The 16,537-nt window shown below is 58.5% G+C and carries 12 protein-coding genes; 6 read left to right on the forward strand and 6 right to left on the reverse strand.

The window, feature by feature from the left end; genetic code table 11:
* Positions 1-124: 124 nt before the first annotated feature.
* The 3 genes from AC4IHP_RS16285 to AC4IHP_RS16295 form a co-directional block, all read right to left on the reverse strand.
* Complete coding sequence (locus AC4IHP_RS16285; protein ID WP_490832163.1) at positions 125-1,426, reverse strand: NAD(P)/FAD-dependent oxidoreductase; 1,302 nt, start codon at positions 1,424-1,426, stop codon at positions 125-127.
* Positions 1,423-2,511, reverse strand: coding sequence for a polyamine ABC transporter substrate-binding protein (locus AC4IHP_RS16290; protein ID WP_490832164.1), 1,089 nt, complete (start codon positions 2,509-2,511; stop codon positions 1,423-1,425). The genes AC4IHP_RS16285 and AC4IHP_RS16290 overlap by 4 nt, the downstream gene beginning before the upstream one ends.
* Positions 2,512-2,843: 332 nt before the next feature.
* Entirely contained in the window at positions 2,844-4,202 is a 1,359-nt protein-coding gene (locus AC4IHP_RS16295; protein ID WP_460119269.1) for a glutamine synthetase family protein, read from the reverse strand.
* Between the two features lie 162 nt (positions 4,203-4,364).
* Here AC4IHP_RS16295 and AC4IHP_RS16300 point away from each other — a divergent pair, with 162 nt between their 5' ends.
* The 4 genes from AC4IHP_RS16300 to AC4IHP_RS16315 all read left to right on the forward strand — a co-directional run bounded on the left by AC4IHP_RS16300 (position 4,365) and on the right by AC4IHP_RS16315 (position 9,272).
* Entirely contained in the window at positions 4,365-5,261 is an 897-nt protein-coding gene (locus AC4IHP_RS16300; protein WP_490832165.1) for a helix-turn-helix domain-containing protein, read from the forward strand.
* 81 nt (positions 5,262-5,342) lie between these two features.
* A complete protein-coding gene (locus AC4IHP_RS16305; RefSeq protein WP_490832166.1) occupies positions 5,343-5,852 on the forward strand; it encodes a sigma-70 family RNA polymerase sigma factor in 510 nt (169 codons plus the stop codon).
* A complete protein-coding gene (locus AC4IHP_RS16310; RefSeq protein WP_490832167.1) occupies positions 5,852-6,802 on the forward strand; it encodes a DUF4880 domain-containing protein in 951 nt (316 codons plus the stop codon). Before AC4IHP_RS16305 ends, AC4IHP_RS16310 begins: the two co-directional genes overlap by 1 nt.
* A gap of 67 nt (positions 6,803-6,869) precedes the next feature.
* The gene (locus AC4IHP_RS16315) at positions 6,870-9,272 is read left to right on the forward strand and encodes a TonB-dependent siderophore receptor (RefSeq protein ID WP_490832168.1); all 2,403 of its coding nucleotides are present in this window, start codon (positions 6,870-6,872) and stop codon (positions 9,270-9,272) included.
* 69 nt (positions 9,273-9,341) lie between these two features.
* Here AC4IHP_RS16315 and AC4IHP_RS16320 read toward each other — a convergent pair whose 3' ends face one another.
* From AC4IHP_RS16320 to AC4IHP_RS16330, 3 genes are all read right to left on the reverse strand, one after another.
* Positions 9,342-10,139 (reverse strand): SphA family protein, encoded by a 798-nt coding sequence (locus AC4IHP_RS16320; protein ID WP_460119259.1) that lies wholly within the window; start codon positions 10,137-10,139, stop codon positions 9,342-9,344.
* A gap of 252 nt (positions 10,140-10,391) precedes the next feature.
* The gene (locus AC4IHP_RS16325; RefSeq protein WP_490832169.1) at positions 10,392-11,966 is read right to left on the reverse strand and encodes an arylsulfatase; all 1,575 of its coding nucleotides are present in this window, start codon (positions 11,964-11,966) and stop codon (positions 10,392-10,394) included.
* 203 nt (positions 11,967-12,169) lie between these two features.
* Positions 12,170-12,982 (reverse strand): transporter, encoded by an 813-nt coding sequence (locus AC4IHP_RS16330; RefSeq protein ID WP_490832170.1) that lies wholly within the window; start codon positions 12,980-12,982, stop codon positions 12,170-12,172.
* 218 nt (positions 12,983-13,200) lie between these two features.
* On the opposite strand from AC4IHP_RS16330, the gene AC4IHP_RS16335 reads away from it, so the two are divergent.
* Together AC4IHP_RS16335 and aspT are read left to right on the forward strand one after the other, a co-directional pair.
* Entirely contained in the window at positions 13,201-14,814 is a 1,614-nt protein-coding gene (locus AC4IHP_RS16335; protein WP_490832171.1) for a mechanosensitive ion channel family protein, read from the forward strand.
* Between the two features lie 24 nt (positions 14,815-14,838).
* On the forward strand, positions 14,839-16,530 hold the full coding sequence (gene aspT / locus AC4IHP_RS16340) for an aspartate-alanine antiporter (protein ID WP_490832172.1): 1,692 nt from the start codon (positions 14,839-14,841) through the stop codon (positions 16,528-16,530).
* The last annotated feature ends 7 nt before the right edge of the window (positions 16,531-16,537 follow it).

A 16,537-nucleotide genomic window follows, 5' to 3' on the forward strand; every position in this document is an offset into this window, starting at 1 on the left:
CATGTCCTCCTCAATTAATCGGGCACTGAGCGTCAGGAACGCAAAAGCACTTCATCAATATAGAAGTGCCTTGCGATAGAGCAAATCCGCAGCCGTTTTAACTTCATGAATGTGTAAGCGCCTGTTAACCGAGCATTTCGCGCAGGCGATACCAGAACATGCCCAGCGCCAGCAGCGGCGAACGCAACGCAGGGCCGCCGGGGAAGGTCATGTGGGGCACGCTGCTGAACACGTCCATGCCTTGGCTGTGCCCGGCGTGAATGGCTTCGCCCAACAATTTCGCGCACCAATGAGTAACGTTGAGGCCATGACCGGAATAGCCCTGCGCGTAAAACACGTTCGGGTGTTGTTGAAGCCGGCCAACCTGGGGAAAGCGATTGGCGGTGATGCCGATCTTGCCACCCCATTGGTAGTCGATGCGCACATCGGCCAGTTGCGGGAACACCTTGAGCATTTTCGGCCGCATATAGGCGCAGATATCCGCCGGATCGCGCCCCGAATAATGACAAGCGCCGCCGAACAGCAGACGTCGATCAGCCGAAAGCCGGTAATAATCCAGACCGACTTTTTGATCGCACAGCGCCAGGTTTTGTGGAATCAACTGCGCCGCGCGGCTTTCGTCCAGCGGCTCGGTGGCGATGATGTAACTGCCGGCGGGCAGCACCTTGCCGCTGAGTTTCGGCTCCAGGTCATCCAGATGCGCGTTGCAGCCGAGCACCAGGCTGCCAGCGCGTACTGAACCCGTGGCGCAGCGTACCTCGACGGTAGGGCCGTGGAGGATTTCCAGCACCGGGCTGTGCTCGAAGACACGCACGCCCAGCGATGCGGCAAGACGCGCCTCACCTTGCACCAGGTCCAGCGGATGCAAATGCCCCGAACCCATGTCGATCAATCCGCCGGCGTACACACCGGCGTCAACCACTTGCTGGCGGACCTGCTGCGGGCCGACCAGCCTGGTTTCGTGGGCATAGTCGAGTTCGGCGAGACTGTCCTGTTCCTGCTGGAACGCGGCGAATTGCGCGGCAGTGTTGGCCAGTTCGCAAAAGCCCCAGCGCAGATCACAGTCGATGGCGTTGTCAGTGATGCGCTGGCGCACCAGCTCCACCGAGTCGATGCCGGCACGCTGCAGATAACGCACGCCGTCCTGGCCAACGTAGCGAGTGAAACCCTCGACTTCATGGCCTATGCCGCGAATCAGCTGACCACCATTGCGCCCGCTGGCGCCCCAGCCGATGCGTCGCGCCTCGAGTAACACCACCGATAAACCGCGCTGCGCCAGTTCAATCGCCGTATTGACGCCGGTAAAGCCGCCCCCGATCACGCAGACGTCGGCAATCAGATCGCCGTCAAGCGACGGGTAGGGCGTGCTCGCCCGTGCAGAAGCTGCGTAATAGGAACGGGCGTGTTGTGGGCTGTGCTGAGTCATTTGTTCGACTTCACTTTGCTCCAAGACCGGGTCATCAGGCGCATGATCGCTTGGGGCGGGGTCGAGGAAATGTAGAGTTTGTCGAGTACCGACTGCGGCGGATAAACCTCAGGGTTGTTGACCAGCTCCTGATCCATGAATGGCTTGGCCGCCGGGTTCGGGTTGGCGTAGCCGACGGTGGCGCTGACCTTGGCGATCACCTGCGGATCGAGCAGGTAATTGATGAAGGCGTGGGCCTCTTTGGCGTTGCTCGCGTCGGCCGGAATCGCCAGCAGATCGAACCACAGGTTGGCGCCTTCCTTGGGAATGGCGTAGGCGATATTCACACCGTTCTTGGCTTCCCGGGCGCGATTGGCGGCCTGGAACACATCGCCGGAGTAACCGAACGCGACGCAGATGTCGCCATTGGCCAGGTCCGACACGTATTTGGATGAATGGAAATAGGTGATGTATGGGCGGATGCTCAGCAGCTTGGCTTCGGCTTTTTTGTAGTCCTCAGGGTTTTCACTGCGTGGGTCCATGCCCATGTAGTTGAGGATGGCGGGGAAGACTTCGTCAGCGGAGTCCATCATCGACACACCGCACTGGCTCAGCTTCTTCAGATTCTCGGGTTCGAACAGCACGGCCCAGGAATCGATGTGGTCGATGCCGAGCACTTGCTTGACCTTGTCGACGTTATAACCGATGCCGTTGGTGCCCCACAGGTAAGGCACCGAGTGCGCATTGCCGGGATCATTTTTCTCAAGTAATTCAAGCAGTTTCGGGTCCAAGTTCTTCCAGTTTGGTAACTGTGAACGATCGAGCTTCATGAACGCGCCGGCCTTTACCTGGCGGGCGAGGAAATGGTTGGACGGCACTACCACGTCGTATCCAGTGCGCCCGGCGAGGAGTTTGCCTTCCAGAGTTTCGTTGGAGTCGAAGACGTCGTAGATCACCTTGATCCCGGTCTTGCTCTGGAAGTCGGCGAGGGTGGTTTCGCCGATGTAGTCGGTCCAGTTGTAGACACTGACCTGGGGCTCGGCGTGGGCTGCTGCGCTGAACAGCACGCTCAGCGCGACCGGGAGTATGGATTTCAATGGACGCATATCGACACCTCTTGGACTTATTGGAATTCTCAAGCGCTGCACATTCTTCTGTGGTGTTTATCACTTCTGGGGTACATCACAGATCCCACAGGGTTCTGTGGTGGTATCACTTCTTGGGTACATCACAGATCCCAATGTGGGAGCGGGCTTGCTCGCGAAAGCGGTGTTTCAGTCGACATCCATGTTGAATCTGCCGGCGTCTTCGCGAGCAAGCCCGCTCCCACAGGGTTCTGTGGTGGTATCACCTCTTGGGTACATCACAGATCCCACAGGGTTCTGTGGTGTTATCACTTCTTGGGTACATCACAGATCCCACAGGGACAGGTACGCCGTCAGACGCTGAGCAGCAGGAACTCGCGCTCCCACGAGCTGATCACGCGCTTGAAGTTTTCGTGCTCGGCGCGCTTCACGGCGACGTACCCGCGAACGAATTTGCTGCCCAGGTATTCAGCGACTTTCGGGCACTCTTCCATCTGCGTCAGGGCTTCTTCGATGGTGATGGGCAGGCGCAGATTGCGCCGTTCGTAGGCCCGGCCTTCGACCGCCGCGCTTGGCTCGATCTTCTCGACCATGCCGATGTAGCCGCACAGCAGGCTCGCGGCAATCGCCAGATAAGGGTTGGCGTCGGCGCCGGGCAAGCGGTTCTCCACACGCATCGATTCCGGCCCCGATGTCGGCACACGCAGGCCCACCGTGCGGTTCTCTTCGCCCCATTCGACGTTGACCGGTGCCGAGGTGTCCGGCAGGAAGCGGCGGAACGAATTGACGTTCGGCGCGAACATCGGCAGGACTTTCGGGATGTACTTCTGCAGGCCACCGATGTGATGACGGAACAGCTCACTCATGCTGCCCTCGGCATCAGCAAAGATCGGCTTGCCGGTGGCGATCTCGACCACACTCTGGTGCAGGTGCATGGCGCTGCCGGGCTCGTCGCCGATCGGCTTGGCCATGAACGTCGCCGTCACGTTGTGCTTGAGCGCCGCTTCGCGCAGGGTGCGTTTGAACACGGTGATCTGGTCAGCCAGATCCAGCGCATCGCCGTGGCGGAAGTTGATTTCCATCTGCGCCGGGCCGTCTTCATGGATCAGTGTGTCGAGATCCAGGCCTTGCAGTTCGCACCAATCGTAGACGTCTTCGAACAGCGGATCGAATTCGTTGGCGGCATCGATCGAGAACGACTGGCGACCGCTTTCCGCGCGCCCGGAACGACCCAGTGGTGCCTTGAGCGGCAGGTCCGGATCTTCACAACGCTGGGTCAGGTAGAACTCCATTTCCGGCGCGACAATCGGCTTCCAGCCCTTGTCGGTGTAGAGCTGCAGGACTTTCTTCAGCACGTTGCGCGGCGACAGTTCGATCGGGTTGCCGAACTTGTCGAAGGTGTCGTGGATGACGATGGCGGTCGGCTCGATCGCCCACGGAATGACGTAGACGGCATCGGAAACCGGTTTGCAGACCATGTCGATGTCGGCCGGGTCGAGCAGGTCGTAGTAGATGTCGTCGTCGACAAAATCCCCGGTTACCGTTTGCAGCAGCACGCTCTCCGGCAGGCGCATGCCGCGCTCATGCAAGAACTTGTTGGTCGGTGCAATCTTGCCGCGGGCGATGCCGGTCAGGTCGCTGACCACGCATTCGACTTCGGTAATCTTGTGATCTTTCAGCCAGGTGAACAGCTGATCGAAAGGGGCGTTCATAAAGACCTCGTTATTGGTTTTGTAGACGCCGGGGAGGGCGGGTTTCATCTTCCGCCCCTTCCCCTATGGCGTGTTGGCGACTATCTTGGGCGCGGCTTGCGATTCCATCTATCCACTTTCAGCAGCACCAAAGCGCACCAAAAGAGTGCGCAAGGTCACCCCATGACAACGTGCAATCCGCTCCAGGTTCAAGCATTCAACACCGCCGATGTGGCCGAGCAAATCCGCGCCACACCGGGCTGGATCCAGCATTACCAGCAGATGTCGCCGGGACATTTTGCCGGGCAGATTCGTTATCTCGATCTGCAGGGCGTCGAGGTCTACGAAGAGCAGATGAACACCCGGGTCGAACAGAATTTCAGCGCGCCATCCGGGGCTCTGGCGTTCTGTTTCGATCGCAGTGACAACGCGCTGTATCTGCTCAACGAAGACAGCCGCAACATCTGGATCACCCCGGAGAACTACCGGGAAATTGCCGTGGTGTTCGGCCCGGATTTCGTCCGCGAGCACGGCCTGCAAGTGGCGAAACTCGAAGGTTTGTTCATGGCGCCGCTGAACTGCGGACAGAACGCCTTGTTCAGCGGCTGGTTAAGCTCGATTCTCACGAAGTTGTCGCAAACTGCTGATCCACTTGATAAAAATCGCCTGACGCAGCAGTTGCTTGAGGATTGCCTGTTCATCCTTGATAACGCTCACACCGGTCTGGATCGTGGCGGATTGCAGCGGCGCAACGACGAACGCCAAATCATGAAACGAGTCGGGGAGTGGGCGGCTGATTCGCCGGAAGACACGGTCAATCTGCTCGAACTTTCCCACGTTGCCGGCGTACCGCTGCGCCAGTTGCAACAGGCTTTCAAGGCCTACACCGGGATGACCCCGAGCCACTGGTTGCGCCTGAGGCGGCTGAACAGTGCGCACCGTGAGTTGCTCAAGCGCAGGCCCACAGAAACCACCGTTGCCGAAGTGGCGATGCGCTGGTCTTTCTGGCATCTGGGGCGGTTTTCCAGCAGTTACCGCGCACTGTTCAAGGAGCTGCCGAGCGAAACGCTCAAGCGCTGAACAGAAAAAGGCTTTGTGTCCTCGCTAAAGTTAAATAGAATCAGTCTCATTTGAATCTACCTTCGCGCAGGGTCTCTTGAGATGTTTGAAGCCACGTCACCGTCGGAGCAGAGCCTGCAACAGTTGTATCGCGAGCACCGTGGCTGGCTGGAAACCTGGCTGCGCCGGCGCATGGGCAATGCGTGGGATGCGGCGGACCTCAGCCAGGACACCTTTCTACGCGTCCTTTGCAATGCGCCGCCACTGGCCGAGTTGCGCGAGCCGCGCGCGTATTTACTCACTGTCGGCAAACGACTGCTGAGCAATTTCCACACGCGACGCCATCTGGAAAAAGCCTACCTCGACGCCTTGGCGCAATTGCCTGAAGCATGCGCAACGTCGCCGGAACAGCGCTGGTTGCTGCTGGAAACCTTGCAGGCGCTGGATGAATTGCTCGATGGCTTGCCGCGAGCGGTGCGTCGGGCATTTCTCTGGAGTCAACTCGAGGGCCTTGGCTATCGCGAGATCGCCGAGCGTCTACAGGTTTCTGAGCGCACGGTGAAACGTTACATGGCCCAGGCGTACGAGCATTGTTTGCTGGTGGAGCTGTGATGCGCGTTGTCCCGAGCGAGGAAACGCGGGAAGTAGCACGGGCAGCGGCGCAATGGCTGGCCTTGCTTGAATCCGGCGGTGCCAGCGATGAAGATCACGCGCGATTGCAGCATTGGCGCAACAGTGACAGTCGCCACGAGAACGCGTGGCAGAAAATCCAACAACTTCGCCAGCGTTTCGCAGGTCTGCCGCCGACGCTGGCCATGGCCACGCTGGACCGGCCGGATCCGGCGCGGCGGGCGGCGCTCAAGCGTGCCTTGGGGGTGGCAGCGCTGGTGCCGGCGGCGTGGTTGATCGGACGCGAACTGCCGCTGGAAGTCTGGCGCGCCGATTTGCACACCAGTACCGGTGAGCGGCGCAAAGTGCAGCTGGCGCAGGATTGTTCATTGCAGCTCAACACCGACAGCGCGGTGAATGTCGATCTGCCGGCACGTCAGTTGACGCTGATTCGTGGCGAACTGGGACTCAGCGTGGCGGGCGATGCAGCCTTTATCGTCAACGCGCCTTATGGGCGGATGATCGTTAGTCACAGCGACATCTCGGTGCGCCTGAATGCGCGCGATTGCCAAGTCTGCGTGCTGCGTGGTTCGGTGCAATTGCAGCCGCTGCACGGCTCGGCGCTGGTATTGAAGCAGGGCCAGCAAGTCAGCCTGCAAGCTTCAGGCGCGGGGGCGGTGACGGCGTTCGATACGTTGATGCCCGGTTGGCGCGACGGCGTGTTGATGGCGCAAAACCAGCCTCTGGGTGATTTCCTCCGCGAATTGAGTCGCTATCGCTCGGGCGTATTGCGCTGGGAACCGACGCTGGAATCGCTGCGCGTCACCGGCAGTTTCCGCCTCGACGACACCGATCAGGTGCTGTCACTGCTGGCAGCCAGTTTGCCCGTCGACGTGCATACGCGAACGCGATTTTGGGTGTCATTGGTGCCGCGCACAGAAAAAACTGGCTGAAGCCTGTCCCTTTTTTTCGCCTCGCTGGTCATTCCAGGCAAGTGAACAAAATCGAGAGCTTCTACCAATGCCCGCAGTATTCCCAGGTCGTTTGCGTCCGTTGTTGCAGTTGAGCCTTTTGCTGAGCCTGAGTGCGAGCCCCATGTTGATCCAATCGAGCTGGGCCGACGATGGCAGCCGCCGCAGTTATCAGGTGCCGTCCGGTAGTCTGAGTGCAGCGCTGACGCGTTTCGCCGGTCTCGCGGGCGTCAATCTGTCGGTGGATCCGGCACTGGTCAGCGGCCGCAACAGCAATGGTTTGTCCGGTGAATATGGCGTGGAGGAGGGGTTCAGCCGGTTGTTGCTGGGCTCTGGTTTGCAGCTGCAACCGGTCGGCGATCAGGCTTATACGCTGGTACCCGCAGCACAAGGCAGCACCTTGCAACTTGCGCCTACCTCCATTCTTGGCGCGAGCGGCTCGGCGGATGCCGACGTGTTTGCCGGCGGCCAGGTTGCACGGCGTGGCTCGCAAGGGCTGTTGGGCTCCAGGGATTTCATGGAAACCCCGTTCAGCATGACCACCTACACCAGCGAAACAGTGAAAAACCAACAGGCGCGCACGCTCGGCGATCTGATCGGCAGCGACCCTTCGGTACGCGCCACCAACCCGGCCGGTGGCCGCTATGAGCAATTCACCATTCGTGGTTTCAGCCTGTTCAACAGCGACGTTTCCTACAATGGCCTCTACGGAATCCTGCCGACGTACACCATCGACATGGAAATGGCTGATCGCGTCGACATCCTCAAGGGCCCAAGCCAGTTGATCAACGGTATTTCGCCACGGGGCAGTGTAGGAGGGGGGATCAACGTCGTGCCGAAACGTGCGACCGACAAGCCGATTACCTCGCTGACAGCCAATTACGCCTCGAACAACCAAGTCGGCGGCGCGGTGGATGTCGGACGGCGCTTTGGCGAAGACAATCAATTCGGGGTGCGCTTCAACGGGGTCAAACAGTCCGGCGATACCGAATGGGATCATCAGAGCGTCGATCGCGACATGGCGGTATTTGGCCTGGATTTCCGTGGCGAACGCTTGCGACTGTCCACTGATATCGGCCACACCGAACGCGACACCGACGCACCGCAGGAACGCGTGCAAGTCGCCGCCAATGCCAAGGTCCCGAACGCCAGTGATGTGCGCGATAACTACGCGCAACCCTGGAGCCAGGCGCGCACCAAAGACACTTTCGGCACGGTGAACGGCGAGTTCGATGTCAGTGATTCGGTGATGCTGTATGGCGCCGTCGGCGCCCGAAAAAGCAATCACGACTTTTTGCGTCATGCCGTTTCGGTGACCAACGACGCCGGTGACTTCAGCGTCCAGCCCCGAGATTTCACCCGCGACGAAAACGTCCGCACGGCTACCGCTGGGGTGCGCAACTGGTTCCAGACCGGACCGGTCAGCCATGAAGTGAACCTGGCGGCCAACTACTTTTATATGGACTTCGAAAACGGCGGCGCCCGATATGCCGCCGGGCGTAGCAATCTCTATGACCCGGTGGAAATCGCCAAGCCCGGCACGCCGACCCGCAATGACGCCAAGGTCTACACCGAAAATCGCTTCAGCGGCGTGGCGTTGTCCGACACGCTCGGTTTCTTCGATGATCGCCTGTTGCTGACTTTGGGGGCGCGCTGGCAGCGGGTCAAAGTCGATGACTGGAGCGATGGCATCAAGGGCGACACCGCCTACGATGAAGAAAAGGTCTCGCCGTCCGGCGGGATTCTGTTCAAGGCAACCGACAAACTCTCGCTGTACGCCAACTACATGGAAGGCCTCAGCCAAGGCAAGATCGCGCCATCAACGTCAATTAACGAAGACGAAATCTTCCCACCGTTCATCAGCCGCCAGATCGAAGTCGGCGCCAAGTACGACGCGGGCGCGTACGCGCTGACGGCAGCGGTGTTCCGCATCAAACAACCGGCGTACGAAACCAACGCCACCACGCGAGTCTTCGGCCCGAACGGCAAGCGCGAAAACAACGGCGCAGAACTGAGCGTATTTGGCGAACCGCTCAAGGGCTTCCGATTGCTCGGCGGTGTGATGTATATCGACAGCGAACTGACCCACACCACCAACGGCACATTCGACGGCAACCGTGCGCCGGCAACACCGAAATACAACGTCAACCTCGGCGCGGAGTGGGACGTGCCGACTGTGCAGGGCCTGACATTGACCAGCCGTGGAATCTATTCGAGTTCGCAGTATCTGGACCAGTCCAACGATAAGGAAATCGACTCCTGGGAACGGTTCGACGTCGGCACACGCTATGCTTTCAAGTTGGACGAGAAGACGATTACCTTGCGCGCAAATGTCGAAAACGTGCTGGATAAACGCTACTGGAGTTCAGCGGGCGCTTCGGATGACAGCGAGCCGGGATTGACGCTTTCGACTCCGCGAACGTATCTGCTGTCGGCGACGATGGACTTTTAGTAGAGCAGGATAAACTCGTCGAACGCGCGTAGTGTTCAGGTCGGATGAATTGGTTGGTGAGTCGGATGCTCAAAAGAAAGCCAGCGTCAAACTGACCGCCAAACCGCTACCTTCCGGCCTGTTTTTAGTATCGAACTCCGGCACCCAGCGAGCGCTGACATTCGCTTGAGCATCACTGAATTTACCCGCCCAGCCGACCACCGGACCGGCTCCCACGGAGCGACCGCGATAGCCGCCGAATGAATCAGCAGTCTGGCCTTTGTCGTCGGTAATCTGCTGCACATACCCACCGACGATGCCTGCGCTCCACCCGTTTCCGAACCCGTGCGTCCAGAGCGCATCAAAGGTGAAAATGTTGCCATTGCGATAATCGGTGGCTTCGTTCTCGGTATAGAACTCTAAGCCGGAGGACAGCGTCATTTCGCCACCCGAGCCGTCCAGGTGGGTGAAGGCGACGGTCGGCATGAACGTATAGTTGTTCTGGCCAGGGTTGGCCAGGCGATTATCGTTGTAGGCACCTGTCGGGAGGTAAACCGGAAGGGAAAAGGATATGTGGTTCTGCGCGTCGAAGTGATAACCGGCAGCGATGGGTGTGACCAGAATATCCGCAAACTGGGTACCCGTGTCTTCTGCCCCCAGCACGCGGCCCCGAGGTTGGGTAAGATCCACTGTTACATCGGTATATTGCACCGGCACGCCAATAGCCGATGCATAGTTCCATCGACCTTTGCCGGTATCCCAGACATGAGTGAAGTTGGCGATGGTATAGGACACTTTCATATCCAGATCTCCACCAACTCTACCGACAATGGGCACGCCCTTATTGCCCTTTAGATCACCGTCGTACCAGATGCTGGTCAGTGACATGATCCAGCCAGGTTCTGGTGGTACTACCCCTGCGTTGGAATATACCTGTTGGCCTGTAATCGGACGCCCAACGCCACCCTCGGCCGCAAGTAACACGGGACTCACTCCGAGCGCAGTGATGGATAACAAGAAGCTGGCGACTGAAGTCTTTCTTTCCACTGCTTTGCTTTCCTTTCATCCAGGATCAGTAGTGCAACTCGGTCCCAAAAGCAAAACGTCCGCCCTCGGGCGGACGCTTGGCAGCAGCTCCTGTTATTTTTGCTGTTTCATTTTCTCCTCGATTTTTTTGTCTACGTCAGCCCGAATCTGATCAATGCTGAAGCTGGCTGGACGTTGGCTAGGCGGGTAGTCGACAAAAGTCTGCAGGAACGCTGCTGCTTTGCGAATGCCATTGAATACCAGGAAGTCGTTCTTGGTCAGCCAGTCGTAATACTGGTCGGACACTACGTCGGCGCGCTCGTAAGGGTCCATGCGCAAGTTGAAAAGCTTTGGTACCCGCAGGCATGTGAAGGGTTCACTCCAGACCTTCAAGCCTCCTGGTGCGCGTTGTTCGCAGAACACCAGTTTCCAGTCGCCGTAACGCATGCTCACCAAGTCGCCGTCATCGCTGAAATAGTAGAACTCATCACGAGCACTCTTTTCGGTTTTCCCGGTGAGGTAATCGAGCTGGTTGAAGCCATCCAGATGGACTTTGAAGTTTTTGCCACCAACGTCGGCCCCCTTCAGCAGGCGTTCCTTGATATCGGTGTCGCCCGTAGCGGCAAGCAGTGTTGGAAACCAGTCAAGACCGGAGAGCATTTGCGTTGAAACCGAATCGGCCTTGATCTTGCCAGGCCAACGGATCATCGCCGGTACGCGGAAAGCACCTTCCCAGTTCGAGTTCTTCTCGTTGCGGAACGGGGTTGTTGCAGCGTCAGGCCAAGACCATTGGTTCGGACCGTTGTCGGTGGTGTAGACCACGATGGTGTTGTCGGCAATTTTCAGGTCATCAACGGCTTTGAGCAATTTGCCTACATCACCGTCGTGTTCCAGCATGCCGTCTGCATATTCATTACCCGGCATCCCGCTCTGGCCTTTCATCGATTCGCGCACATGAGTAAATGCGTGCATGCGCGTAGTGTTCATCCACACAAAAAACGGTTTGTCAGCCTTCGCTTGTTTATCCATGAAGTTGATGGCGGCCTGAGTGGTCTCGTCATCAATGGTTTCCATTCGTTTTTTGTTCAGCGGCCCGGTGTCTTCGATCTTGCCGTCGGCGAAGCTGTGGATCACGCCGCGAGGCGAGGCTGCCTTGACGAAACTCGCATCGTCTTTCGGCCACAGCTCGCGCTCGGGTTCTTCTTCGGCATTGAGGTGATAGAGGTTACCGAAGAATTCATCAAAGCCGTGGTTGGTGGGAAGGTATTCATCCTTGTCGCCCAAGTGGTTCTTGCCAAATTGTCCGGTCGCATAACCCTTGGATTTCAGCGCTTGGGCGATCGTCACATCCCTTGCTTGCAGACCGACTGGCACCCCCGGCATACCGACTTTAGAGAGCCCGGTACGCAGTGGTGATTGACCGGTGATGAATGTCGAACGCCCGGCGGTGCAGCTGTTCTCCGCATAGTAGTCGGTAAACATCATGCCTTCTTTGGCAATTCGATCGATGTTTGGCGTCTTATAGCCAACGACCCCATGTGAGTACGCACTGATGTTGGTCTGCCCAACGTCATCACCGAAGATCACAAGGATGTTGGGTTTGTCGGCGGCTGAAACGGTTGTCGATAAAGCAATGAGCGACGTCGCCAGGATGGCGAATTTGGGTAACCACTTGCGTACGCTAGTCATAAGACTGGCTCCTTGGCCGGTGGGTCGCACAAATGCGACTTCTATGTCAGATGCGGTCCTGTTAATGCTGCGAATGCGTTGAAAAAGTACGACTGTGCTCCGAAATGAACAGCGCAATTCGACAACCCTAAGGACGATAGACCACCACTGGATTTCTGCCCGGACTTGATGCTCGCTTTGGGATAAGCGGCACAAAGCAACAGTTAACGCGGAAACAAAAAGGTAATTGCCGCACGAAACCCCCAACCCTCAGGACCATTCCTGGCACTGTCAGCCCAGTAACGTGGTCCGGCCTGGACGGTAATCGGGTGTCCCCCAATCTTCATCAACTGGGTAACAGTAATGTTTATCGGGACAGACCACTCACTTGACCGCCAGTTATAGCTCGACTCGCTGTTAACTCCATATGTCGTCAATTGACTGGTCGTGTAGGAGAGGAACGGTTGCAGGAAGGTTTGATTGACCTTGTCCTTGTCATCTGGCGGGCTACCTTCAAGCCCCCAGAGATGATTGGCGAGAATGCCGTGCGTCCAGCCGTTGGCTTGCTTGAGCGCGACGATCGTGGGCCCGGCCGCCCATTGCTCGCTGCTCAGCAGTTCATCACTGCCGGTTGGAATCAGCAGAGCAGGGCCTGCGCCCACTATCCATCCGCTGTCGGTAGCTTTTTTTGGTGAAAAGAAAAAGCTTTGGGTGACGTCTCCCATGCCGGACTTGTCGGCCGCGCCACCTGCAGCAAAGCCGTGTTGATCGATCACTGGCAGGATTGTTCGGGAGATCAGATTCCAGTTTTCGTTCAGTGTGAACGGCAGCACCGGCTGAATGTTGGTGACGCTTTGTATTCCGTTTCGGCTGGGTCCTGCATGTTGATCCCAGTTGTATTGCACGGGCAGGCTATACATTGCGGCGACGGGGTTAAGCGCTTGTTTGGCAAGTTCGGCGGAGTCTGCTGCGTAGGTCACACCGCTGTGTAGTAACGCCAAGGTCAGCGGCAAAATCAATTGAGGCGGCTTGGACATTACGGTCTCCCTGGTAGGTGAAGTATCGACTTGTTTGCCCGATGTTTTTTATCTTCAGCCAGCATAGTGAGCGAATTCTTATTCGTCGCTTTTCACCGCATGTTGCGGGCGCTCCAAAGTTTTAAAGAGCTCGATCTTCTGATCTGACAACCTTTCATCGCTGAACTACGCTGGCTAACGAATCCACCTTCGACACTTGGGCGTAAGGAAACAGGCGCATGCGAAACAGGCTGCTGGCGGTATCGATGGTGGTGTGTTCAGCGCTATGGAGCGGGCTCGGCTGGGCCGCCGAAGAAGCGACAAAGTCTACCGACGAGGCGGTTGAGCTTAAGATTGCCAACCGCAGCATCATGCTGTTTCGCGCGACGATACTGGGTGAGGCGCCAGCCTCGCGGGTCAAGCGAGCGAAGATGGTCATCAATGAAGCGCTGGATGAGGCAGATGATCTGACGGTCACCGTTGACCCGATCCAGGACAGCTATTTGGTGCTGGTCGGCGCCAAACGTGCGTTTATCGTTGCCCCCAAGGATATTGACGCGCTGGCCTATTCCTCGGTGCAACAAGCCGCCGAAGGTGCCGCCGAGAAGTTGCGCCAGGTGGTCTACGAAACCCACGAGGCGCGTAGTCTCGACTTGATTCTGCGCTCGTTGGCACTGGCAGCTCTCGCCACGCTGATTTACCTCGCGCTGCTTTGGTGCCTGGCGTATTTGCGTCGAAAACTGCTGGCAAAACTGCCTGAACTGATGGATCGCCACACCCAGGCCCTGAAGGTCGGCCGGGTGCAACTGATCGACTCTAACTTCCTTTATCCACTGGTCAGCCGTTTCCTGTTGCTGCTGCGCTGGCTGGTGATTCTGCTGCTGACCTATGAGTGGCTGGGCTTTGTCCTGTCGCGGTTTCCCTACACCCGGCCATGGGGTGAAAGCCTCAACAACTACCTGTTCGAACTGGCCGGTTACTTACTGCAAGGCATTGTCGGGGCAATTCCCGGGCTGGGCGTGGCACTGGCGATTTTCTTTATCGCCCGTGGCGTCATCGCGTTTACCCGACGCATCCTGCGGCGCATGGCGATGCCGGGCACGTTCAGCTGGCTCACTCATGAAACCCTGCAACCGACCCAACGGCTGACGGCGCTGGCGGTCTGGCTGTTTGCCCTGGCGATGGCCTATCCGTATCTGCCAGGGGCCGGCACCGATGCATTCAAAGGCTTGTCGGTGCTGATCGGCCTGATGATTTCCCTCGGCGCGACCAGCGTTGTCGGACAGGCAGCCGCCGGCTTGATCCTGACCTACACGCGCACTTTGCGCCCCGGCGAGTTCGTCAGGATCGGCGAGTACGAAGGCACCGTCACCGATCTGGGCATGTTCACAACCCGGATTCGCACCGGCCTGGGTGAAGTGCTGACACTGCCCAATTCAATGATCACCGGTACCGTCACCAAAAACTACTCGCGCACCGTACAAGGCCCGGGTTATGTCGTCGACACGGTGGTGACGATCGGCTACGACACACCCTGGCGTCAGGTCGAAGCAATGCTGCTGGAAGCCGCGAAGCGCACACCGGGCATTCTCGAAGAGCCGCCGGCGCAGGTGTTCCAGACTGCTCTGTCGGATTTCTATCCCGAATACCGCCTGGTCGCCCAAGCGATCCCGAGCCAGCCACGTCCGCGCGCGGTGCTGCTGAGCATGCTTCACGCCAATATTCAGGACGTGTTCAACGAGTACGGCGTGCAGATCATGTCGCCGCACTATTTGGGCGATCCACAGAGCGAGAAAAGGGTGCCAAGGGAAAATTGGTACACGGCACCCGCGCAAAAACCGAAGGATCAGTGAACGCCGCTCAAAGGAGTCCGCCCCATGCTCGAATTCATCCTGCACGCCTTGCGCACCGATCCGGAAATCGCAGTGTTCCTGGCCATTGCCCTAGGCGTTTTTGTCGGTCGGATTCACATCGGCAGTTTTCACCTCGGCTCAGTGGCCGGCGCGTTGCTGATGGGCTTGCTGATCGGGCAGATCGGTCTGGAAGTGCCGGCGGGCCTGAAATCGGTGTTTTTCGTGATGTTCATCTATGCCGTCGGTTTCAAGAGTGGCCCGGAGTTTTTCGGCAGCCTCAATCGCGGCACTCTGAAACTGGTGCTGCTCTCGGTGGTGCTGTGTGCCACCGCGTTGGGGGCGATTCTGCTGATGTACTCGGTGTTCGATTTCGACGCCGGGTTTACCGCAGGCCTCGGTGCCGGTGCGCTGACCGACACGGCGATCATGGGCACCGCGACCAGCGCGATTAACCAACTGACGATTGATCCCGCAGCCAAGGCCGAACTCAACAGCCACATGGCAATTGCCTACGCCATTACCTATTTGTTCGGCACCATTGGCCTGATCGTGTTTGTCGGCAGTATTGCGCCGAAGCTGCTCGGGGTGAATCTGCGCGAATCGGCGCGTGAACTGGAGCTGGAACTGGGCATCGCCAAGGAAGAAGAGGCGATCACCGTGCCCTACACGCGCATGGTCGTGCGGGCTCACCAAGTGGCGAGCAATGGTCAGGCGGATGGCCAGCGCATCATCGATTTTGAAAAACTGCATGACTCATTGACCGTTGAGCGCGTGGTTCGGGCCGGGCAGATCATCGAACGCGATGAAAACCTGGTACTCATGGCCGGCGATATCCTTGGCGTATACGCGTTGCGCGATGCCGTGGGCACACTGAGCCATTGGGTCGGCCCGGAAATCGATCACCCCGAGTCGCTGTCATTCCCCACGCGGGAAGTGGACGTCGTCCTGACGTCGGCAGAGTTTGCCGGCAAGACCATCCATGAAGCGAAAACCCGGCTGGCCAGCGATGGACGCCTGGGCTGTTTCGTCAACACCATCTGCCGCCAGGGCTACGAACTGCCCCTGCTGCCCAACACCGTGCTGCGCCGGGGCGACGTATTGACGCTGACCGGGCGCACTGCCAGTGTCGAGGCGATTGCCAAACGCTTGGGGCGGATCCGCAAGAACAACTACAAAAGCGATATCGCCATGCACACGCTGGGCATGGTGCTTGGCTCACTGCTGGGATTGCTCTCGACCCATGTCGGCATGATTCCGGTGGAGCTGGGCATCGGCGGCGGGGTGCTGGTCGCCGCGCTGGTGATTGGCTGGTACAACTCGCGCCACCCGGAAATCGGCGCGTTGCCGCCGGCAGCGCAATGGGCGTTTTCCGAGTTTGGCCTGACGGCGTTTGGCGCCGTGGTCGGTTTGCTCGCCGGGCCGGCGGCGTTTGCCGCAATGAAAGAGCAGGGCCTGGCACTGTTGCTGTCCGGGGCCGTGGTGACGATTGTGCCGCCACTGGTGGCGCTGTACTTCGGTCGCTATGTGCTGCGCTTGCACCCGATGATCCTGTTTGGCGCCTTGGCGGGTGCGCAGACCGAGGCAGCGTCGATGAACAAGATCATCGAGCAGTCCGGGAGTAACACCCCGGTGATCGGGTTCACTGTGTGCTATGCGATTTCCAATGTGCTGCTGGCCGTGTGCGGGCCGATTATCGTATTTGTCGTTGCTGGCTAGACGGTAT

The organism is Pseudomonas sp. UF-293 (assembly GCF_058245595.1).